The sequence below is a fragment of the Streptomyces sp. NPDC051677 genome (genome assembly GCF_044453465.1).
GTDB lineage: Bacteria > Actinomycetota > Actinomycetes > Streptomycetales > Streptomycetaceae > Streptomyces.
On sequence record NZ_JBITCT010000018.1, the window covers coordinates 163695 to 184903 of the forward strand.

At 70.9% G+C, this 21209-nt stretch carries 16 protein-coding genes and 1 rRNA gene; 8 read left to right on the top strand and 9 right to left on the bottom strand.

The features are described 5' to 3' along the window. Positions 1 to 139: 139 nt before the first annotated feature. Entirely contained in the window at positions 140 to 2986 is a 2847-nt protein-coding gene (secA, locus tag ACIBAF_RS22760) for a preprotein translocase subunit SecA (protein ID WP_399465185.1), read from the bottom strand. 280 nt (positions 2987 to 3266) lie between these two features. On the opposite strand from secA, the gene ACIBAF_RS22765 reads away from it, so the two are divergent. Further along, entirely contained in the window at positions 3267 to 3857 is a 591-nt protein-coding gene (locus ACIBAF_RS22765; protein ID WP_399465187.1) for a GNAT family N-acetyltransferase, read from the top strand. Positions 3858 to 3949: 92 nt separating this feature from the next. Then, positions 3950 to 5122: a winged helix-turn-helix domain-containing protein gene (locus tag ACIBAF_RS22770; RefSeq protein WP_399465189.1), complete on the top strand. Its 1173-nt coding sequence runs from the start codon at positions 3950 to 3952 to the stop codon at positions 5120 to 5122. Between the two features lie 52 nt (positions 5123 to 5174). Here ACIBAF_RS22770 and ACIBAF_RS22775 read toward each other — a convergent pair whose 3' ends face one another. The 6 genes from ACIBAF_RS22775 to mtrA form a co-directional block, all read right to left on the bottom strand. Then, positions 5175 to 5921 carry a response regulator transcription factor gene (locus tag ACIBAF_RS22775; RefSeq protein ID WP_079661884.1) on the bottom strand — a complete coding sequence of 249 codons (747 nt, stop codon included), beginning with the start codon at positions 5919 to 5921 and terminating at the stop codon, positions 5175 to 5177. A 218-nt stretch (positions 5922 to 6139) separates the two neighbouring features. After that, positions 6140 to 6832: a ribosome hibernation-promoting factor, HPF/YfiA family gene (gene hpf / locus ACIBAF_RS22780; protein ID WP_399465192.1), complete on the bottom strand. Its 693-nt coding sequence runs from the start codon at positions 6830 to 6832 to the stop codon at positions 6140 to 6142. A 314-nt stretch (positions 6833 to 7146) separates the two neighbouring features. Then, complete coding sequence (locus tag ACIBAF_RS22785; protein WP_399465194.1) at positions 7147 to 8079, bottom strand: ComF family protein; 933 nt, start codon at positions 8077 to 8079, stop codon at positions 7147 to 7149. A 160-nt stretch (positions 8080 to 8239) separates the two neighbouring features. Beyond that, positions 8240 to 10072: an LpqB family beta-propeller domain-containing protein gene (locus ACIBAF_RS22790; protein WP_399465196.1), complete on the bottom strand. Its 1833-nt coding sequence runs from the start codon at positions 10070 to 10072 to the stop codon at positions 8240 to 8242. Continuing rightward, positions 10062 to 12206 (bottom strand): MtrAB system histidine kinase MtrB, encoded by a 2145-nt coding sequence (gene mtrB, locus ACIBAF_RS22795; RefSeq protein WP_399465198.1) that lies wholly within the window; start codon positions 12204 to 12206, stop codon positions 10062 to 10064. The genes ACIBAF_RS22790 and mtrB overlap by 11 nt, the downstream gene beginning before the upstream one ends. A gap of 1 nt (position 12207) precedes the next feature. Next, entirely contained in the window at positions 12208 to 12897 is a 690-nt protein-coding gene (gene mtrA / locus ACIBAF_RS22800) for a two-component system response regulator MtrA (protein WP_187283109.1), read from the bottom strand. Between the two features lie 217 nt (positions 12898 to 13114). On the opposite strand from mtrA, the gene ACIBAF_RS22805 reads away from it, so the two are divergent. Continuing rightward, on the top strand, positions 13115 to 13990 hold the full coding sequence (locus tag ACIBAF_RS22805; RefSeq protein ID WP_399465200.1) for a GNAT family N-acetyltransferase: 876 nt from the start codon (positions 13115 to 13117) through the stop codon (positions 13988 to 13990). Between the two features lie 25 nt (positions 13991 to 14015). Here the strand turns inward: ACIBAF_RS22805 and mtnA are convergent, their stop codons facing one another. After that, the gene (gene mtnA / locus ACIBAF_RS22810; protein WP_399465202.1) at positions 14016 to 15161 is read right to left on the bottom strand and encodes an S-methyl-5-thioribose-1-phosphate isomerase; all 1146 of its coding nucleotides are present in this window, start codon (positions 15159 to 15161) and stop codon (positions 14016 to 14018) included. 140 nt (positions 15162 to 15301) lie between these two features. Here mtnA and ACIBAF_RS22815 point away from each other — a divergent pair, with 140 nt between their 5' ends. The 5 genes from ACIBAF_RS22815 (at position 15302) to ACIBAF_RS22835 (ending at position 21020) form a co-directional block, all read left to right on the top strand. Next, on the top strand, positions 15302 to 16678 hold the full coding sequence (locus ACIBAF_RS22815) for a glycerophosphoryl diester phosphodiesterase membrane domain-containing protein (protein WP_399465204.1): 1377 nt from the start codon (positions 15302 to 15304) through the stop codon (positions 16676 to 16678). Between the two features lie 67 nt (positions 16679 to 16745). After that, on the top strand, positions 16746 to 17528 hold the full coding sequence (locus ACIBAF_RS22820; protein WP_399465226.1) for a DUF4129 domain-containing protein: 783 nt from the start codon (positions 16746 to 16748) through the stop codon (positions 17526 to 17528). Continuing rightward, positions 17525 to 18721, top strand: coding sequence for a DUF4350 domain-containing protein (locus ACIBAF_RS22825; RefSeq protein ID WP_399465206.1), 1197 nt, complete (start codon positions 17525 to 17527; stop codon positions 18719 to 18721). The genes ACIBAF_RS22820 and ACIBAF_RS22825 overlap by 4 nt, the downstream gene beginning before the upstream one ends. Next, positions 18721 to 19710 (top strand): AAA family ATPase, encoded by a 990-nt coding sequence (locus ACIBAF_RS22830; protein WP_399465228.1) that lies wholly within the window; start codon positions 18721 to 18723, stop codon positions 19708 to 19710. Before ACIBAF_RS22825 ends, ACIBAF_RS22830 begins: the two co-directional genes overlap by 1 nt. Continuing rightward, on the top strand, positions 19710 to 21020 hold the full coding sequence (locus tag ACIBAF_RS22835) for a DUF58 domain-containing protein (RefSeq protein ID WP_399465208.1): 1311 nt from the start codon (positions 19710 to 19712) through the stop codon (positions 21018 to 21020). Before ACIBAF_RS22830 ends, ACIBAF_RS22835 begins: the two co-directional genes overlap by 1 nt. A gap of 94 nt (positions 21021 to 21114) precedes the next feature. Here the strand turns inward: ACIBAF_RS22835 and rrf are convergent. Next, positions 21115 to 21209 (bottom strand): 5S ribosomal RNA (gene rrf / locus ACIBAF_RS22840); the annotation flags it as partial.

A 21209-nucleotide genomic window follows, 5' to 3' on the forward strand; every position in this document is an offset into this window, starting at 1 on the left:
CAGCAGGCGCAGCAGGCGCAGCAGGCGCAGCAGGCCAGTGGCCCAAGACCGCGGAAGTCCGCTTCCCCCACGCCAAAGGGCCGGGCCACCCACAGGTGACCCGGCCCCGAAGCCGCTACGAACTGCCTATCCCCGAGCCCTACTTCTTACGGCGCCGCCCGGCCTTCGCCTGCTTGCGCCGCTCCGCGCGCGTGAGGCCGTCGGCCTCGGAGCGGACGGGCTCGTCGTCGTCGCTCTCGAAGTCACCCTCGATCGTGCCGCCCTCGCCGTCCACCGTCGGAGCCGAGAAGTGCAGCTGACGACGCTGCGGAGCGTCCAGACCCTTCGCCCGGATCTCCGGACGCGAACCCGCCTGCGCCGGCACCACGTCCTGCTTCTCCATGTCGACCGGCTCGGCGTCCTCCACCGGAACCTCCTCGACCTGCTGCTCGACCTGGACCTCCAGGTTGAACAGGTAGCCGACGGACTCCTCCTTGATGCCGTCCATCATCGCGGAGAACATGTCGAAGCCCTCACGCTGGTACTCGACCAGCGGGTCCTTCTGCGCCATCGCGCGCAGACCGATGCCCTCCTGGAGGTAGTCCATCTCATAGAGGTGCTCGCGCCACTTGCGGTCCAGGACCGACAGCACGACCCGGCGCTCCAGCTCACGCATGATCTCCGAGCCGAGCTGCGACTCCCGCGACTCGTACTGCTCACGGATGTCGTCCTTGATGGACTCCGAGAGGAACTCGGCGGTCAGACCGGCCCGGTCACCGGCCGCCTCCTCCAGCTCCTCGACGGTGACCTTCACCGGGTAGAGCTGCTTGAAGGCGCCCCACAGCCGGTCCAGGTCCCAGTCCTCCGGGAAGCCCTCGGCGGTCTCCGCACCGACGTACGCGTCGATCGTGTCGTCCATGAAGTGGTGGATCTGCTCCTGCAGGTCCTCACCCTCCAGAACACGACGCCGCTCACCGTAGATGACCTCACGCTGACGGTTGAGGACCTCGTCGTACTTCAGGACGTTCTTACGCGTCTCGAAGTTCTGCTGCTCCACCTGCGACTGCGCCGACGCGATCGCGCGCGTGACCATCTTGTTCTCGATCGGCACGTCGTCCGGCACGTTCGCCATCGACATCACACGCTCGACCATCTGCGCCTTGAACAGCCGCATCAGGTCGTCGCCCAGCGACAGGTAGAACCGGGACTCGCCCGGGTCGCCCTGACGGCCCGAACGACCGCGCAGCTGGTTGTCGATACGCCGCGACTCGTGCCGCTCGGTACCGAGGACGTAGAGGCCGCCGAGGTCCTTGACCTCCTCGAACTCGGCCTTGACCGCCTGCTCGGCCTTCTCCAGGGCGGCGGGCAGGGCCTGCGCCCACTCCTCGATGTGCTCCTCGGGGTCCAGACCCTGCTGACGCAGCTCCGCCTCGGCGAGGTCGTCGGGGTTGCCGCCGAGCTTGATGTCCGTACCACGACCGGCCATGTTGGTGGCGACCGTCACAGCGCCCCTGCGGCCGGCCTGGGCGACGATCGACGCCTCACGCTCGTGGTGCTTGGCGTTCAGCACCTCGTGCTGGATGCCCCGCTTGGAGAGCTGCTGCGACAGGTACTCCGACTTCTCGACCGACGTCGTGCCGACGAGGATCGGCTGACCCTTCTCGTGCTTCTCGGCGATGTCGTCGACGACCGCCTCGAACTTCGCGACCTCGGTGCGGTAGATCAGGTCCGACTGGTCCTTGCGGACCATCGGCCGGTTCGTCGGGATCGGAACCACGCCGAGCTTGTAGATCTGGTGGAACTCGGCGGCCTCGGTCATCGCCGTACCGGTCATGCCGCAGAGGCCGGGCTGTTCCTTGCTGTCGTGGTCGTGACGCTTGTAGAGGCGGAAGAAGTTCTGCAGGGTGATCGTCGCGAGCGTCTGGTTCTCGTCCTTGATGTCCACCCCTTCCTTCGCCTCGATCGCCTGGTGCATGCCCTCGTTGTACCGGCGACCGGCGAGGATACGACCGGTGTGCTCATCGACGATCATGACTTCGCCGTCCATGACGACGTAGTCCTTGTCCTTCTTGAAGAGCTCCTTCGCCTTGATGGCGTTGTTCAGGTAGCCCACCAGAGGGGTGTTCACCGACTCGTACAGATTGTCGATGCCCAGCCAGTCCTCGACCTTGCTGACACCGGCCTCGTGAATGGCTACCGTGCGCTTCTTCTCGTCGACCTCGTAGTCGCCGGTCTCCTCGATGCCCTTGAGCGGGTTGCCGGCCTCGCCCTTCTTCAGGCGCGTCACCAGCTTCGCGAAGTCGCCGTACCACTTCGTGGCCTGGTCGGCCGGACCGGAGATGATCAGCGGCGTACGGGCCTCGTCGACGAGGATGGAGTCGACCTCGTCGACGATGGCGAAGTTGTGGCCGCGCTGCACCAGCTCGTCCTGCGCCCACGCCATGTTGTCGCGCAGATAGTCGAAGCCGAACTCGTTGTTCGTGCCGTACGTGATGTCGCACGCGTACTGCTCGCGACGCTGGGCCGGCGTCATGTTGGCCAGGATGCAGCCGACGTTCAGCCCCAGGAACTTGTGGACGCGGCCCATCATCTCGGAGTCGCGCTCGGCCAGGTAGTCGTTCACCGTGATCAGGTGGACGCCCTTGCCGGACAGCGCGTTCAGATACGCGGGCAGCGTGCCGACGAGCGTCTTGCCCTCACCGGTCTTCATCTCGGCCACATAACCGAGGTGCAGGGCGGCGCCACCCATGATCTGCACGTCGTAATGACGCTGACCGAGGACACGCTTGGCGGCCTCACGCACGGTGGCGAACGCCTCCGGCAACAGGTCGTCCAGGCTCTCACCATCGGCGTACCGCTGCTTGTACTCATCGGTGAGGGCCCGCAGCTCGGCGTCGGAGAGGTCGACGAAGTCCTCTTCGATGGAGTTGACCTGGTCCGCGATGCGGTGCAGCTTGCGCAGGATCTTGCCTTCGCCTGCACGCATGATCTTCGAGAGGACGGACACGGGGGTTGGTCTCCTTGCCGGTCGGGCCTGGGACGGTCGGTTTCCTTGTGACTTGCTGAGCAACGGCCATCGTATGCGAGGACCCCACCACGCCGGGAGGCCTGCCGTACGAGGACCGCACACTGCTGCGCACCTGCTCCAAAAACTTCTTCACACAGGACAACGGCCGGGCCCCGCCGATGGTGCCGCGTCCGCCACACGAATTGCGCGAATTGTGATCACGCGCTCACGCACCGCAAAACAATGGCGCACGCCGCGCACGCACACGCAGAATCGGCCGATGGAGCCCGCCCCCGTCACCCTCACCACCACCCGCCTGGTCCTTCGCCCTCTCGGCCCCCAGGACACCGCCGCCGTCTACACCGCCGCCCAGGACCCCGACATCCAGCGCTGGACCACGATCCCCTCCCCCTACCTCCCCGAACACGCCCAGAACTTCACCGAAACGCTCGCCCCCGAGGGCTGGACGACCGGCTCGATGTTCACCTTCGGCGTCTTCCTCCCCGACGGCGCCCTCACCGGCCTCCTCAGCCTCACCCTGCGCTCCCTCGGCACGGCCGAGGTCGGCTTCTGGGCCACCAAGGAACACCGGGGCCGCGGCTACACCACCGAGGCCACCCTCGCCGCCGCCCGCTGGGCCTTCACCAACCTCTCCATCGACCGCGTCGAATGGCGGGCCGAAGTCGGCAACACCGCCTCCCGCGCGGTCGCCGAAAACGCCGGCTTCACCCTGGAAGGCACCCTGCGCTCCTCCATCAACAACAAGGGCGTACGACGAGACTGCTGGCTCGCCTCCCTCCTCCCGTCGGACCTCGGACTGCCGTCGACGGCGCCCTACGTGCCCGCCCCTCCCCGCCCGCCCGGCCCCTGAAGCACCCCGCCCGACGCTCGAGAACGAAGCCCTGCGAGCCCGAAACCCCAGCTCACCCTCCACTGTCAGACCCACCCCCTATCGTGCGAGCCATGACGACCCCGCACCCCGCCACCGAGCTCTCCGCAGACGAAGCCCGCCGCATCGCCCTACGCGCACAAGGCTTCCTCGGCACGCCCGACCGCAAGGCCGGCGTCCGCGGCGTCCTCCGCCACCTGGGCGCGGTCCAACTCGACACCATCTCCGTCCTCGCCCGCTCCCACGAACTGATCCCCTACGCCCGCCTCGGAGCCGTAGGCCGCAAGACGGTCGAGGACGCGTACTGGAAGGACACCCACGCCTTCGAGTACTGGTCCCACGCCGCCTGCATCCTCCCCATCGAGGAATGGCCCCACTTCGCCTTCCGCCGCCGCGCCTACCGCAGCCGCCCGCACTGGAACCACACCCTCCCCGACGGCACGTACGACCAGGTCATCAAGCAGCTCCGCACCGAAGGCCCCCTCACCGCCACCGAGCTCGGCGGCGCGAAGAAGACCAGCGAGTGGTGGGACTGGTCCGGCACCAAGGTCGCCGTGGAACGCGCGCTGATGTACGGCGAGGTGGTCTGTGTCGACCGCCGCGGCTGGAAACGCGTGTACGACCTCGCCGAACGCGCCGTACCCGCCGACCTGTTGCACGACGAGCTGGACGACGCCGAGTGCCTGCGCCGCCTCGTCCGCCTGGCCGGCGAGTCCCTCGGCGTGGGCACGCGCGCGGACATCGCCGACTACCACCGCCTCAAGGGCGAGCAGGTCGACGCGGTGATCGCCGACTCGGGCCTCGTCCCCGTCGCCGTCGAAGGCTGGGGCAAGCCCGCCTGGGCCGACCCGACGGCCCTGGACACGCCCCCGCGCGGCCGCCACCGCACCACGCTCCTGTCCCCGTTCGACTCCCTGATCTGGGAACGGGCACGCACCGAGCGGATCTTCGGCTTCACCCACCGCCTGGAGGCCTACGTCCCCAAGCCGAAGCGGGTGCACGGCTACTTCGCGATGCCGGTCCTGGCCGGCGGCCGACTCGTCGGCCGCGTGGACCCGGCCCGGGAAGGCCGCACCCTGGTCGCCCGGCAGGTCACCCTCGACGGCCCGAAGGCGGTCCCGGCGGTCGCCCAGGCCCTGCTGGAGGCCGCGACCTGGGTGGACTGCACGGACGTACGCGTGGAACGCGTGGACGCCCCCGACCTGCGCGAGCCGCTCACCAGAGAACTCACCCGCGCACTCGCCTGACCGGCCTGCCCGACCCGCTGACCCGCTGACCCGCTGACCGGCTCGACCCGAGTCAGCGGATCTCGAGGATCTTCTCCCGCATCGCGTATACCACCGCTTCCATCCTGGAGTGCAGCTGCAGCTTCTCCAGGATGTTGCGCACATGGTTCTTCACGGTGTTCTCGGAGATGAACAACTCCTTGGCGATGTCACGGTTGTTCATCCCCGTGGCCACCAGCTTGAGCACCTCCAGCTCACGGTCCGTCAGCCGCGGCGCGGGCACCAGGCGGCGCTCGTCGGTCCGCTGGATCATCGACTTGAACTCGGTGAGCAGCTTCGACGCCATGGAGGGGCTGATCTGCGACTGCCCGTCGGCGACCGCGCGGATCGCGGTGGCGACCTCGTCCGTGGAGATCTCCTTGAGGAGATACCCGGTCGCGCCCGCCTTGATCGCCTCGTAGAGGTCGGCCTCCTCGTCGCTGATCGTCAACATGATGATCTTCGCGCTGGGGGCCACCTCCTTGATGGAGGTGCATGCCTCGATACCGCCGCGCTTGGGCATCCGTACGTCCATCAGCACGATGTCCGGCAGCAGGTCGGCCGCCTTGTCCACGGCCTCCGCGCCGTCCCCCGCCTCACCGACGACCTGGATGTCCTCCTCGGCCGCGAGCACGATCTCCAGTCCGCGACGGAACAGGGCGTGGTCGTCCACGACAAGGACTCTGATCGGCTCCTTGCGTGGAGTGCCCTCGTCCGGGCCCATGCCGACGACGCCGTCGTCGGCGCCCTCGTCCCGCATCGGTCCGAAGCTGTCCGCCATCGTTCCTCCCCCTGAAGGCTGTGGCCGTGGTCCTGAGCCATCGCCAACCCAAGGCAACGACCCACCGGTTGAGCCGCCCTGCCATGATTCCATGCCCGGACGACAACGCGGTGACAGAGCGATGCCCGAAGGGGTCGCACACGGATGCCCCTGGGGGCGCACACCGCGCTCCAGGGGCACACCGCTCAGCTGTCACCGCTCACTGTCACCGGGCAGCGTCAGCCGCCCAGCGCGCCGCCCGCCTCGGGTGAGTGCGCCTGCGCCACCATCGGGTCGGTGTCGAGGTAGATCACGCCGTAGTCATAGGCGTGACGCCGGTAGACGACGCTCGGCTGCTTCGTCTCGGAGTCGACGAACAGGTAGAAGTCGTGTCCGACCAGTTCCATCTCGTAGAGGGCCTGGTCGAGAGTCATCGGAGCGGCCACGTGCGTCTTCTCGCGAACCACGAGGGGGCCGTCGCCCTGCACCTCCAGCGAGCCGATCTTCTTCGTCGGCACACTCTCCGCCTCGCCGGCCTGGACGGGGTGGCCGTTGCCGTTGAGCGTCGCCACACCCGGGACGTGGTCGGGAACCTCAGCCGCGGAGAGCCTGCGGGCGCCGCGGCGCGTGTAACGCTTGTCGTGCTGCTTGCGCAGCTGGGCGTCGAGCTTCTCCGCCGCCAGGTCGAGTGCCGCATACGGGTCGTTGGCCGATGCCTCCGCCCGGATCACCGGACCGCGGGAGCGGAGCGTGATCTCCACTCGGTCACAGCGGTCGGCCTGTCGGGGGTTGGGCTCCTTGGAGACCTCGACGTCGAGGCTGATCACCTTGCCGTCGAGCTTCTGGATCTTCTCCAGGTTCAGCTTCTCGGCCACGTGCTTGCGGAACCGCTCGGGCACCTCGGTCTTGCGGCCCTTGACGACGATGTCCACGCAGAACTCCGTTCCCGGATCACTCCGCTTCGCCGGCGGAGCATCTCCCTTTTGCACCAGGCTCCGGTGAGCACCGGAACCGCGGACTTGGTGACTTCCACCTCCTCCTCCCCCATGGGCGAGATCTACACCCCAGGCGCTGCGGGCGATTACGCAAACCGCAGCACGGCATTCGGATATGAGAGGTGTGGCCTGCGGCTTTCCCTCACAACCGAACATATCTCGCCCGGACGGATGTCGTCACCCTCTACTGCGGCGTACCTCCGTTCAGGTGAATTGACCCTCTCATTACCTGCAACGACGCAAGTTCTCACTCAGTTCCGGTTTATTTCGAAAGAGCCCGGCGAGGCCGCGACCACGGCCGCGCACAGCACGTCAGCGACACCTCCCACGCCTGTCTCCCTCACTCCGGACGACTTCACCTGTCTGCCTTCCCTGGTGACACCCACGTACACCGCCGCCGCCCCTTCACCACCCATCCCGCCCTCCATCTGCCCCTGCCTGTCCTCCGTCCGCGTCCGCCCCTCCCGATCCGCCGACATCGACGGCATCGGCGACAGCGCCGTCGACACCGACGCCCGTACGGCACGCGCCGCCTCCGCCAGCGAAGCACCCGTCGTCACCAGGTCGTCGACCAGCACCACCGGACCACCGCCCAGCACCCGCGCACCCCCGGGCACCACCGCCAACGCACCCACCAGGTTGGCCAGCCGCTGCCGGGAATCGAGCCCCGACTGGTCGGCCACGGGCCGCCGCTGCCGCAACACCGCGGCCACCCGTGCCGGCATCCCGGCCCGCCGCAACTCCCCGGCCGCCGCAAGCGCGATCCGACGCGCCGGGTCATGCCCACGGGCACGCACGGCGGCACGGGCGGAGGGGACGGGGACGAGCAGCAGGCTTCCGGGGGGCTGGGGGCCCTCCCCCACCCCCACCCCCTCCCCCGCCTCCCTCACCCCCGCCCGCACAGCCCCCGCCAACGCCGCACCCAACGGTCGCGTCAGCGCCAGCGCGCCGCGTTCCTTGTGGGCCAGCAGCGCGGCCCGGACTTCGTCCGCGTACCGGGCCGCCGCGTGCACGGCGGGCAGCCCCGGCGGTTCCGGGGCCGGCCGTACTCGGAACGGCGCGGCCCCGCTCAGCGCCGCACGGCATTGCGGGCAGAGCACGGTACGTGCGCTTCCGCAGCCCCCGCAGTCGGCGGGCAGCACCAGGCCGGCGAGTTCCTGCCACCACCTGCGAACGCTTTCCACGTCGACCACTGTGCCAACGTGCGAAGCGGCTCACCACCCCTGTGGAAAACCCTGGACGCGAGGATGCCGAGAGGCTGCCGAGAGGCTGTGGAAAACTCCTGGGAAGGCAGACCGAAGGCGATCCCACGGTCTGCCCCGCATCATCCCCGCAGGAAAAAAATCATCCCGGGTAAAACACCGCGGAAGCGGTTTCCTTCAGTGTCCGCCACCCACTCCCGCCGGGCAGCCACAGCAGTCCGTCCTTGGAGGTGGCGAACAGCGGGGTGTCGCTGTCCTCGGAGGCGGCGATGCTGGTGACCTCGGTGAGGCCGGGAAGTGTGCCCGCCTCGGGGATCGAGCCGTCGCACTGCACGTACTGGACCTGCTCGACGCCGCCGGCCTCGCGTCCGACCACCACGAGCCGACTGTCCCCGGCCCATGCCATGGCCCTGACCTGTTCCAACTCCGGTGTCGCCGAGCGCAGTTCCTGGACCGACACGGACGGCTGCTCGCCGCTGCCCGCGCCGCGCTCGATCCGCCCGATGAGCAGGGACTGCTTGCCGCCGTTGTCCACGACGAGTGCGATCCGCACCCCGTCGGCGGCCACTCGTACGGCGTTGATCCGGCCGTCCAGCCCCGGGGTGAGGACCTCCAGCGGCTGGCCGCCGCCCTTCGCCAGCAGGAGCAGCCGAGGGCGTTCGGGGTCGCGGTCGGCCACCCACAGGTCGCCCTGGGCGTCCCAGCTGGGCGTGGTGAGCCGGTCGGTCTCCGTCTTGCCCTTGCTCTGCAGTACGGGGTCGCCGATGGAGCTGCCCGACACGGTGGAGGTGACGTAGAGCGTCTTGCCGTCGAGGGCGACTCCGGCCGCGCTGTGTTCGTCGCGGGCCACGGCGACGGAGCGCAGTGCCTTGGCGCCGTCGCCGAGCGCTCCGGGGACGGGCTCGGCCCTGGTGTTGCCGCTGCCGCTCGTCATGCGGACGAGGCGGTGCTGGCCGTCGATGAAGTACAGGTAGCCGGGGTTGGTCTCCGAGCCGCGTGCGGCGACGGCTGCGGCCCGGTCCGCGGCGAGGCTGCACAGTTGTGTGCCGCCCGCGCGCAGTGCGATCTCTTCGATGGTGGGGGCGAGGCTCTGCAGGGAGAACAGCAGCTGGGCGGCCATCTCGTCGCACTTGCCGCGTCCGATGTGGGCCGCCTTGTCGTTCAGCGGCACGGTGAGCTTGTTCTGGTCGTCGGGGGCGAGCGAGGTGCCCTTGGGCAGTGCGGTGCCCGTGGGGAAGCTCGATCTGACGACGTGGCGCAGCCAGCTGGTGGGTCCGGTGAGCACACTGCGCACCATCTGCGTCATGGGGTCGACGCGTTCCCGTACGTAGACGGGGTCGGCGACGGCCATGGGCTGTCCGGAGCCGTCGGCGGTGGTGTTGGACGCGAAGTAGTACTTGTTGACGGACACGTAGTTGCGCTGGAAGTCGGACTTGCCCATGACGACGCCCGCGGGGAGGGCGTCGATGCGCCACTGTCCGGTCTTCTTGTCGCGGGTGAGGTGGACCGTCTGGCCGTAGTTGCCCGAGGCGGGCGCGTACGACTGCTGGGCGTCGACGACGGCGACCCTCGTGCCGGTCAGGACGTATGAGAAGTCGTCGCCGTCGTCCCGGCTTCCGGTGGGTCCGGCCACGGTTGTCGGTCCGTCGGCGAGGACCGTCGTGGACCGTTCGGGCTGCCATTTCTGGGCGGCTTTGTTGGTCAGGTACTGCCGTGCCGTCGAGTAGCTCGGGTCGTCGCTGGTGAGCGCCTCGAGGAAGCCCTGGACGATCTCCTGGGGCTGTGCGTCGTCCCGGGGCGGCATCGCGAACACGCGCACCTGGGTGTCCTGGCGCGGTGTGGATTCGACGCCGCGCAGGTCGCCGCTGTCGGGCATCGAGGCGCACCCCGCCAGCAGTACGGCGCCACAGGCGGCGTACGCCACCGTGCGCCCCGGCGTGCGCCGGGCTCCCCCCTTGCGCCGTTCAGCGCCCACGGAATGCCTCCCCTTGCTCGTCCGAGCTCTCCGTCGCGGCTCCCCGCCGGTCCGGAGTCCCCCTCGGTGCGGTGTCGCCCTGGTCCGTCGTTTCGGGCGGCTGCGGGTCCTCGGCGCGTGCCGTCTCCGTCGCTGCCCGTGTGGTGGACGGTTCGTCGGGTCGCCGTCCGTTTCCCGTGCCCGGGGCGGTCCGGGGCACGACGCGTGCGCCGTTGCCGGGCAGGGCCGTCGGGTCGGCCGTGGGCGCCACGGTGGTCATGCGGGGCGTGAGCGGGGCGCGGGCGGCCGACAGCTGCTCACTGGCGGGCTGCACCGGCACCGTGGCGCTCTTCTCGCCTCCGCCGCGTGGCTGGCCGGCGTCGTCGCGTTCGCCGCGGTTGCGGCGGGAGTCCTTGGGTTCGAGCGGTATCGGCGAGCCCCGCAGCGGCTCGTCGGCGGTCCTGGGCAGTGTCAACCGGAACTGGGAGCCGCCGCCGGGCTCGCCCCAGGCCTGCAGCCAGCCGCCGTGCAGTCGGGCGTCCTCCAGGGCGATGGACAGTCCCAGGCCGGTGCCGCCGGTGGTACGCGCGCGTGCCGGATCGGCACGCCAGAAGCGGCTGAAGACGCGGGTGGCCTCGCCGGGTTTGAGTCCGACGCCGTAGTCGCGTACGGCGATGGCGACGGCGCCGCCCGCGGCGGCCAGTTTGACGATGACGTCCTTGCCCTCGCCGTGTTCCACGGCGTTGACGACCAGGTTGCGCAGCACCCGCTCCACGCGCCGGGCGTCGGCCTCGGCGACGACGGGCTGCTGGTCGCCGATGACGCGTACGGTCGTGCCCTTGCGTTCGGCGAGCGGCGCGGCCCCGCTGACGACGCGCCGCACGACCTCCCTGAGGTCGATCGGCTCGGCTTCCAGGGCGGCGGCGCCGGCGTCGAAGCGGCTGATCTCCAGGAGGTCGGCGAGGAGCGTCTCGAACCGGTCGAGCTGGTCGGCGAGGAGTTCCGCGGACCGCGCGGTGACGGGGTCGAAGTCGACGCGGGCGTCGTGGATGACGTCGGCGGCCATCCGGACGGTCGTCAGCGGCGTCCGCAGCTCGTGCGAGACGTCGGACACGAAGCGGCGCTGCATCCGCGACAGGTCCTCCAGCTGCTGGATCTTCAGCTGGAGGTTCTGGGCCATCTTGTTGAAGGCCTCGCCCAGGCGGGCGATGTCGTCCTCGCCGGTGACCTTCATCCGTTCCTGCAGCCGCCCCGCGGAGAGCCGTTCGGCGATCCCGGCGGCCATCCGCACGGGTGTGACGACTTGGCGCACCACGAGCCAGGCGATGGCCCCGAGGAGGACGACGACGAAGAGTCCGGCGGTCGCCAGCGTGCCCTTGACCAGGCTCAGCGACTTCTCCTCCTGGGTGAGCGGGAAGAGGTAGTACAGCTCGTACGGGTCCTCGTTGGGGTCGTTGACCTGCTTGCCGATGACCAGGGCGGGCTGGGACTCCTTGTCGCTGAGGTAGATGATGCGGGAGTAGCTCTGGACCGCGCCGGTGCTGGTGTTGACGCGTTCGCGCAGGTTCTCCGGGACGCTCTTGTTGGGGTCGACGAAGCCGGAGGCCCGCGGTCCGTAGCCGCCGCTGTCGTCGCCGGAGGGCAGGGTGACCACGTCGAACGCGCCCTGGCCGCCGCTGGACAGCGACAGCACGAGCTCGCTCATCCATTCGCTGACGTTCCGCGAGGCGCGGCTGCCCGGCGGGGTCCCGTCGTCCGCGACCGCGCTGGAGGCTTCGTCGGCTTTCTGCTTGGCGACGGCGAATCCGCCGGTGGCCTGGCTCTGGGAGGCCTTCACCTTGGCGTCCAGCAGGCCGTTGCGGACCTGCCCGATGACGACGAAGCCCAGCAGGAGGACGACGCCCAGCGACATCAGCAGTGTCGTGACGACGACCTTGAGCTGGATGTTGCGCCGCCACAGCCGCATGACGGGCAGCAGCGGCCGGCGCACCCAGCGCAGCAGCAGCCGTAGGACGGGGCTGCCCTGCACCCCGCCTTGCAGCAGTCCGCCTTCGAGGAGGCGTGCGAAGCGTGAACCCGGTGTCTTACGGCCGACAGGCCGCTCCGGTCGGGCCCCGGACCGGCCGGGAGCCGAAGCGGCACTGTCCCCGGACATGTCAGCTGGGTCCTGCCTTGTATCCGACGCCACGGACGGTCACCACGATCTCGGGCCGCTCGGGGTCCTTCTCGACCTTGGAGCGCAGTCGCTGGACGTGCACGTTGACCAGGCGGGTGTCGGCGGCGTGCCGGTAGCCCCACACCTGTTCCAGGAGCACCTCGCGGGTGAACACCTGCCAGGGTTTGCGCGCGAGCGCGACCAGCAGGTCGAACTCCAGCGGCGTCAGCGCGATCGACTGCCCGTCCCGCTTCACGGAGTGGCCGGCCACGTCGATGACGAGGTCGCCTATGGCGAGCTGCTCGGGCGCCGGCTCCTCCGACCTCCGCAGCCGAGCCCGGATCCGGGCGACCAGCTCCTTCGGCTTGAACGGCTTCACGATGTAGTCGTCGGCGCCGGACTCCAGGCCGACGACGACGTCGACGGTGTCGCTCTTCGCCGTGAGCATCACGATCGGCACCCCGGACTCCGCCCTGATCAGGCGGCACACCTCGATGCCGTCCCGGCCGGGCAGCATCAGGTCCAGCAGCACCAGATCGGGTTTCGCCTCCCGGAAAGCAGCCAGCGCCTTGTCGCCGTCAGCTACGAAAGACGGCTCAAAACCTTCACCACGCAACACGATGCCGAGCATCTCGGCCAGTGCGGTGTCGTCGTCGACGACAAGGACTCGTCCCTTCATAAACGACATCATCCCATTCTCGTAACAGTGACAGAGGCGCTGGTGAGCAGGGTCACTGGCCCGTGACGATAGTCGTACGCGACCGTCACTGTCTGCCCCCGTCCTCCGTAGCCGATGTCGGCGACTGTTGCCGGCACCGCTGTGGGTAGCGATGCCCGTGGTGGCACCGGTGGTGACACCGGCGAAAATCTCGGTGCGGGGCGGCGGTCTCCGGTGGTGGGATGCGCGGATGAGCGACCCGTTGCGCGACCGCATCGAGCGGTACTACGCCGCCGTGCCCCTCCTCTTCGCCGACGCCGAGGACTTCGGCCCGCTGCGACTGTTCGTGCGCAAGGCGCCGGGCGCCCCGTACTACGGCGGTCCGAGCCACGCCCAGCCGACCGCGGAGGGCGCGGACTGCGTCGACTCCGCCGACATCGCCCGGGTGCGGGCCCGCCAGCGTGAGCTCGGTGTGCCGGAGGCCTTCGAATGGCTGGCCGAGTCGGCGCCGACGCTGCAGGCCCGTATCGAGGCCGCCGGCCTCCCCGTACTGCGCCGCCCGCTGATGGTTCTCCCTCCCCGTCGCTCACTCCCGCCACAGCCCCTTCCGAACGGCGTGGCACTACGCGCGCTGGCTGCCGACGATCCCGCCCTCCCCGCGGCCCTCGCCCTGCCCCGCCTGGCCTTCGCCACAAAGCCCATCCCCACCACGGGCCCATCGGACCCAGCGGACCCGGCGCGCCCCGCGGACCGTGCGGAGCTGTCGAGGCTGGCCGAGGAGCTGACGGAGGACGGCACCGTGGCCACGGCCCGTCCCACGATCCGCGCCGGACACAAGACGCTCGTCGCCGCCCTCGCCCCGGACGGCACTCCGCTCGCCACCGGCCACTACCACCCGGCGACCGGCGCCACGGAGATCGGCGGCGTCTGCGCCCTGCCCTCAGCCCGCCGCCAGGGACTGGCCGCCGCCGTGACAGCGGCCCTGACCGCCCACGCCCGCGACCACGGCGTCGACACGATCTTCCTCGCCTACGCGAAGGAGACCGTCGCCCGCATCTACGCCCGTCTCGGCTTCCGCCCCGCCGGCACGACCCTCCTGATCGCCAACCAACCCGCACGCTCGTGACACCGGCGGCGGTCGGCCGTTCCGGTCAGAGCCGGTCTCCGCCCTGGCGCGCCCTGCCGTACAGCTCGGCAAGGGCATCGGCCGTCACCGGCGATATCGCGCCCTCCTCCGTGACGATCGCCGTCACCAGCTCCGGCGGCGTCACGTCGAACGCCGGGTTGTACGCCTGCGTCCCCAAGGGGGCCACCGGGATCCCTCCTCCCGCTCCCGTCACCGGCGCCTGGGGCGCCGTGACCTCCGTCACCTCGAACCCGGGACGCTGTTCCACCTCGATCGAGGCCCCGTCCGGCGTCTCCGGATCCACCGTCGTCACCGGCGCCACCACGATGAACGGCACATGGTGGTAGCGCGCGAGCACCGCGAGCGGATAACTCCCCACCTTGTTCGCCACCGACCCGTCGGCCGCGATCCGGTCCGCCCCGATCAGCACCGCGTCCACCTCGCCCGCCGCGAAGAGCGAACCCGCCGCGTTGTCCGTCAGCAGGGTGTACGCCATGCCGTTGCGCGCGGCCTCGTACGCCGTGAGACGTGCGCCCTGCAGCAGCGGACGCGTCTCGTCCACCCACAGCCGGCGAAGCCGCCCCGCCCGGTGCGCGGCGAGCGCCACGGCGAACGCGGTCCCCTCCCCGCCCGACACCAGCGAGCCGGTGTTGCAGTGCGTGAGGACACGGTGTCCGCCGCCGGGCAGCAACTCGTCGAGGAGCGCCAGCCCGTGCCCGGCCATCCGGGCGCTGGCCTCGGCGTCCTCCCGGTGCAGCTGCCGCGCGGCCGCCAGCGCCGCCAGCGCCCCCTGTCTCGGGTCGCCGCTGCGGGCGAGTTCCGCCTGGTACGCGGACCGGGCGCGGCGCACGCCGACGGACAGGTTCACCGCGGTGGGCCGGGCCCCCGCCAGCGCGTTCGCGGCCTCGTCCACGTCGAAGCCGCGCGCGGCGGCGAGCGCGACACCGTACGCCCCGGCGATCCCGAGCAGCGGCGCTCCCCGCACGGCCAGCGAGCCGATCGCCTCCACCAGCGCGGACGCGTCCGTACACACCAGTTCGACTTCCTCGGTCGGCAGTCTCGTCTGGTCGAGGAGAACCAATACGGGACCTTCTGGCGGCTCCTCCCAACGAAGCGCCGGTGCCTCGGTCGGCCGCTTGCCCTCGCCGGATTGCGCGTACTGATCAGCCATGCGGTCAGTCTGCCCACTATCCGGCGGACCATTGAAGATGTGCGGCCCATACCGCGGCCGGTCCCCCGGTCGGCACCCCATGGCACGATGGCTCCCAACCTGCCGCCGCGACCGCGGACGGGCACCGTGAAGGAGCGACGATGAAAGACACTCCGGGCTGGGCCTCGCCCGGATCCGCCCCGTCCGACGGACAGGAGCCCGGCGCGTCCCACCCCGCCGAGCCGTCCGACCGGCCCGCCGGGCAGCCGCCCGCGGACCAGCCGGACGCGAACCCGCAGAGCCCCGGCACGAAGTGGTCCAAGGAACAGCCGCCGCCCGGCCAGTGGTCGGCGCCCGCAGGCCCCCAGAACCCCGGCCAGACCCCGCCACCGCCGCCGCCCCCGCCGCCCGGCCCGGGCTGGGGCGCCCACCCGCCCGCCGGACCGGCAGGCAGACACCCCGGCGGCCCCACAGGCCCCGGCGGACACGGCTACGGCGGCTACGGCCCTCCCGGGGGCTGGGGCGCCGGCTGGGGCGGCCCGCCGCCCGCCGCGAAGCCCGGCGTGATCCCGCTGCGCCCGCTCGGCGTGGGCGAGATCCTCGACGGCGCCGTCGCCACCATGCGCACCTACTGGCGCACGGTCCTGGGCATCTCTCTGACCGTAGCGATCGTCACCGAGATCTTCGTCGTCCTGCTGCAGGGCCTGATCCTCGACGGCTCCACGGACACGACCGCCCTCGGCGACCCGGCCGCCACCGTCGACGAGCAGCTCAACGCCATGGGCGACGCCATGCGCGCCTCCGGCCCCGTCCTCCTCATCACGCTCCTCGGCACCATCACGGCGACCGCCCTGCTCACCGCCGTCACCAGCCGCGCCGTGCTCGGCAAACCCGTCACTCTCAAGGAGGCCTGGCGCGACGCCCGCCCCCAGGTGCCCCGGCTGTTCGGGCTGATCTTCCTGCTGATGCTCATCACCGCCGGCGTCGTCCTCGCATGCCTGCTGCCGGGCATCCTCGTGGGCGCCGCCGGAAACTCCGACGCAGGTGACGCGCTCATGGCCTTCGGCATCCTCGGCTCGATCGTCCTCGTGCTGTGGCTGCTGATCCGGCTCTCCCTCGCCTCGCCCGCGCTGATGCTGGAGAAGCAGGGCATCAAGAAGGCGCTCGCCCGTTCCGCGAAGCTCACCCGCGGCTCCTGGTGGCGCGTCTTCGGCATCCAGCTGCTCGCCCTGATCATCGCGAACATCGTCGCGATGATCGTCGTCGTCCCCTTCGCCCTCCTCGGCGCCGCGCTGAGCGACGGCGGCGTCGGCGGCATGGTCGAGGCGAGCAGCGACTACGGCTGGACCTACCTGATCGTCAGCGGCATCGGCTCGGTCATCGGCTCCATGATCACATTCCCGATCGCGGCAGGCGTCATCGTGCTGCTCTACATCGACCAGCGCATCCGCCGCGAGGCCCTCGACCTCGACCTGGCCCGCGCCGCAGGCCTCCAGGGCCACGGCTCCCCCGCTCCCGGCACCACCCCGGGGAGCTGATGCGGTGATCCCGGCGGGGGGAGTTCTCACAGCGGTACCGCCCCCGGGCAGCTTGCCCGTCCGGGCGCTGCCCGGCATCACCGACGCACCCGCGGCGGCCCTCTCCCGCGCTGCCGACCGGGCCGTGCAAGCCCTGCTGCGGGCGGCCGGCGACGCCACCGTGCTGTCAACGGCCCGCTCGGGCGACGAACCGCCGGTGACCATCCCACGGGACCCCGCGCGGGAGGCGGCCCGCCGCGAGCTGTCCAAGGACCTGTACCACCAGAACGACCCCAGCCTGCTCCAACGCGCCCTCGACACCTTGTGGGACTGGATCGGCGACCTGTTCGACACCGCTTCGACCGCCACCCCCGGCGGCACGCTCGGCGTCCTGGTCGTCGTCCTCGCCGTCGTGGCCGTCGTGGCCGCCCTGTGGTGGCGCCTGGGCACCCCGCGCCGCCAACCCTCCTCCGCCGCCGCCCTGTTCGACGACCGCCCCCGCAGCGCCGCCGAACACCGCGCCGCCGCCGAGGCGCACGCCGCCCAGGGCCACTGGAACATTGCCGTCCAGGAACGCATGCGCGCCATCGTCCGCTCCCTGGAGGAACGCGCCCTCCTCGACGCCCGCGCCGGCCGCACGGCCGACGAAGCCGCCGCCGAGGCCGGCCGCACCCTGCCCGCCCACACCGACCGACTGCGGGCCGCCGCCCGCGACTTCGACGACGTGACATACGGCGGCCGCCGCGCGACCGAGCAGGCGTACAGGCGGGTGGCCGAACTCGACCTCGACCTGGAACGCACCAAGCCCCAACTGGCGGCGAGCAGCACCCACTCCGCGGCCCGCCCCGCCCGCCGGGGAGCCGCCGAATGACGACCGAGGTCCCGCTCCCCGCCACCTCGGCCTCGCCCACCGCCCTGCGGCTGTGGACCCGCGCGCGCGGACTCACGCTCGCCCTGGTGCTGCTCTTGGCGGGGGCCGTCACGCTCGCCGCGCTCCAGTCCGACGCCCGCCGCGGGGCCCTCGACCCGCGCTCCGCCGACCTCTACGGCAGCCGCGCGATCGCCGAACTCCTCGCCGACCACGGCGTGTCCACCCGCGTGGTCGCCGCCCTGGCCGACGCCCGCACCGCCGCAGGCCCCGACACCACCCTCCTGGTCGCCACCCCCGACCTGCTGACGGAGCGCCAACAAAAGGAGCTGCACTCGGCGATCGCCGGCTCCGGCGGCCGCACCGTCCTCGTCGCCCCCGGCAGCTGGTCCGTGGGAACCCTCGCCCCCGGCGTGACAGCGGACCCGGCCACCAGCCGCGGCTCCACGCTCTCCCCCGACTGCGCCCTGCCCGCCGCCCGCGGCGCCGGCGCCGCGGAAACCGGCGGCATCCGCTACACCACCCGCCACCTCGGCGCCGACGAGTGCTACCCCAGCGAGCGCCTGGCGACCCTCCTCCGCATCCCGGACGCCTCCGGCGACGGCGACACCGTCGTCCTCGGCGCGCCCGACATCCTCTACAACAACCGCCTCGACAAGCAGGGCAACGCCTCGCTCGCCCTCCAACTCCTCGGCTCCCGCACCCATCTGGTCTGGTACCTCCCCTCGCTCTCCGACACCTCCGCCGCCGACCCGGACGACGAAAAGGGCTTCTTCGACCTGCTCCCGTCCGGCTGGATCTGGGGCACACTGCAGCTCTTCGTCGCGGCAGCCCTCGCCGCCGTCTGGCGGGCACGCCGACTCGGCCCCCTCGTGCCCGAAAAACTCCCCGTGGCGATCCGCGCCTCCGAAACCGTCGAAGGCCGCGCCCGCCTCTACCGCAAGGCAGGCGCCCGCGACCGCGCGGCCGCCGCTCTTCGCTCCGCCACCCGCACCCGCCTCGCCCCTCTCCTAGGCGTCCCCGTCACCCAGGCGCACGCGCCCGAGGCACTCATTCCCGCCCTGTCCGCCCACCTCCACGGCGACGGACAGTCCCTGCACTCCCTCCTCTTCGGCCCACCCCCCGGCGACGACGCGGCCCTGATCGCCCTCGCCGACCAACTCAACGCCCTCGAAAGAGAGGTACGCCGTCCATGATGGACCCGACCACTGACAACGCCGGGACCACCGGGGACCCGGGTCGCGCCCGAGCCTCCCTGGAAGCCCTGCGCGCCGAGATCGCCAAGGCCGTGGTCGGCCAGGACCCCGCCGTGACCGGTCTCGTCGTCGCCCTCCTCTGCCGCGGACACGTTCTCCTCGAAGGAGTCCCCGGAGTGGCCAAAACGTTGCTCGTCCGCGCCCTCGCATCCGCACTCGAACTCGACACCAAACGCGTCCAGTTCACCCCCGACCTCATGCCGAGCGACGTCACCGGCTCCCTCGTCTACGACACCCGCACCGCCGAGTTCTCCTTCCAGCCCGGGCCCGTCTTCACCAACCTCCTCCTCGCCGACGAAATCAACCGCACCCCGCCGAAGACCCAGTCGTCCCTCCTCGAAGCCATGGAGGAACGCCAGGTCACCGTCGACGGCACCCCGCGCCCCCTCCCCGACCCGTTCCTGGTCGCGGCAACCCAGAACCCCGTCGAGTACGAGGGCACCTACCCCCTCCCCGAAGCCCAACTGGACCGGTTCCTCCTCAAACTGACGATCCCTCTCCCCTCCCGCCAGGAGGAGATCGACGTCCTCACCCGCCACGCCGAGGGCTTCAACCCACGCGACCTGCACGCCGCCGGCGTACGCCCCGTCGCAGGCCCGGCCGACCTCGAAGCCGCCCGCGCGGCCGTCGCAAAAACAACGATCTCTCCCGAGATCACGGCCTACGTCGTCGACATCTGCCGCGCCACCCGCGAATCCCCGTCCCTCACCCTGGGCGCCTCCCCGCGAGGTGCGACCGCCCTCCTCGCCACAGCACGCGCATGGGCATGGCTGACCGGTCGCGATTACGTCATCCCCGACGACGTCAAAGCCCTCGCCCTCCCCACCCTCCGCCACCGCGTACAGCTCCGCCCCGAGGCCGAGATGGAAGGCGTCACCGCCGACTCCGTCATCAACGCGATCCTCACCCACGTCCCCGTCCCACGCTGATGGCACTCACCGGACGAACCGCGCTCCTCGCGGCCCTCGGCTCCCTCCCCGTCGGCATCTGGGACCCCAGCTGGACGGGCATCCTCGCGGTCAACGCCCCCCTGGCCGTGGCCTGCGCCTGCGACTTCGCCCTCGCAGCCCCCGTACGCCGCCTGGGCCTGACCCGTTCCGGCGACACCACCGCCCGCCTCGGCGAACCGGCGGGCATCACCCTCACGATCACCAACCCGTCCCGCCGCCCCCTGCGCGCCCACCTCCGCGACGCCTGGCCCCCCAGCAGCTGGCAGCCGGGAACGGAGACGGAGGCCTCCCGCCACCACCTCACGATCCCGCCCGGCGAACGCCGCCGCATCACCACCCGCCTACGCCCCACCCGCCGCGGCGACCACCACACCGACCGCGTCACCATCCGCTCCTACGGCCCCCTCGGCCTTTTCTCCCGCCAGGGCGCCCACAAGGTCCCCTGGACCGTGCGCGTCCTCCCCGCGTTCACCAGCCGCAAGCATCTCCCGTCGAAACTGGCCCGCCTGCGCGAACTCGACGGCCGCACCAGCGTCCTGACCCGCGGCGAGGGAACAGAATTCGACAGCCTGCGTGAATACGTTCCCGGTGACGACACCCGCTCCATCGACTGGCGTGCCACAGCCCGGCACTCCACGGTCGCGGTCCGCACCTGGCGCCCCGAACGGGACCGCCACATCCTCCTGGTCCTCGACACCGGACGCACTTCAGCAGGACGCGTCGACGACGCCCCCCGCCTGGACGCCTCCATGGACGCGGCCCTGCTCCTCGCCGCACTGGCATCACGCGCCGGCGACCGAGTCGACCTCCTCGCCTACGACCGCCGAGTACGTGCCCTGGTCCAGGGCCGGACCGCACGCGACGTCCTTCCATCCCTGGTCAACGCCATGGCCACGCTCGAACCCGAACTGGTCGAAACGAACGCCCGCGGCCTCACCGCAGCAGCGCTCCGCACGACTCCCCGCCGCTCCCTCATCGTCCTCATGACCACGCTCGACGCCGCCCCGGTCGAGGAAGGCCTCCTCCCCGTCCTCCCTCAGCTCACCCAACGCCACACAGTCCTGGTGGCTTCGGTCGCCGACCCGCACATCGCCCGGATGGCCACCTCCCGCGGCGACACGGACGCTGTGTACGAGGCCGCAGCCGCCGCCCGGGCGCAGGCAGAACGCCATCGCACAGCTGAGCAACTCCGCCGGCACGGCGTCACCGTCGTCGACGCAACACCGAGCGAGCTCGCTCCTACACTGGCTGACGCCTATCTGGCACTAAAAGCAGCGGGCCGCCTATAACGCAAAACGGGCTCCCCCGAAGGAGAGCCCGCCCAAACAACAGTGAACGCAGAAAGCCCCCGTACCGAATGGCACGGGGGCTTTCTCAATATTTGTTCGGCGGTGTCCTACTCTCCCACAGGGTCCCCCCTGCAGTACCATCGGCGCTGTAAGGCTTAGCTTCCGGGTTCGGAATGTAACCGGGCGTTT

Coding starts and splice junctions, on each gene's coding strand:
- ACIBAF_RS22765 (WP_399465187.1), top strand. CDS start 3,267: ATGGAGCCCGCCCCCGTCACCCTCACCACCACCCGCCTGGTCCTTCGC.
- ACIBAF_RS22770 (WP_399465189.1), top strand. CDS start 3,950: ATGACGACCCCGCACCCCGCCACCGAGCTCTCCGCAGACGAAGCCCGC.
- ACIBAF_RS22775 (WP_079661884.1), bottom strand. CDS start 5,921: ATGGCGGACAGCTTCGGACCGATGCGGGACGAGGGCGCCGACGACGGC.
- mtrB (WP_399465198.1), bottom strand. CDS start 12,206: ATGTCCGGGGACAGTGCCGCTTCGGCTCCCGGCCGGTCCGGGGCCCGA.
- mtrA (WP_187283109.1), bottom strand. CDS start 12,897: ATGATGTCGTTTATGAAGGGACGAGTCCTTGTCGTCGACGACGACACC.
- ACIBAF_RS22805 (WP_399465200.1), top strand. CDS start 13,115: ATGAGCGACCCGTTGCGCGACCGCATCGAGCGGTACTACGCCGCCGTG.
- mtnA (WP_399465202.1), bottom strand. CDS start 15,161: ATGGCTGATCAGTACGCGCAATCCGGCGAGGGCAAGCGGCCGACCGAG.
- ACIBAF_RS22815 (WP_399465204.1), top strand. CDS start 15,302: ATGAAAGACACTCCGGGCTGGGCCTCGCCCGGATCCGCCCCGTCCGAC.
- ACIBAF_RS22825 (WP_399465206.1), top strand. CDS start 17,525: ATGACGACCGAGGTCCCGCTCCCCGCCACCTCGGCCTCGCCCACCGCC.
- ACIBAF_RS22830 (WP_399465228.1), top strand. CDS start 18,721: ATGGACCCGACCACTGACAACGCCGGGACCACCGGGGACCCGGGTCGC.
- ACIBAF_RS22835 (WP_399465208.1), top strand. CDS start 19,710: ATGGCACTCACCGGACGAACCGCGCTCCTCGCGGCCCTCGGCTCCCTC.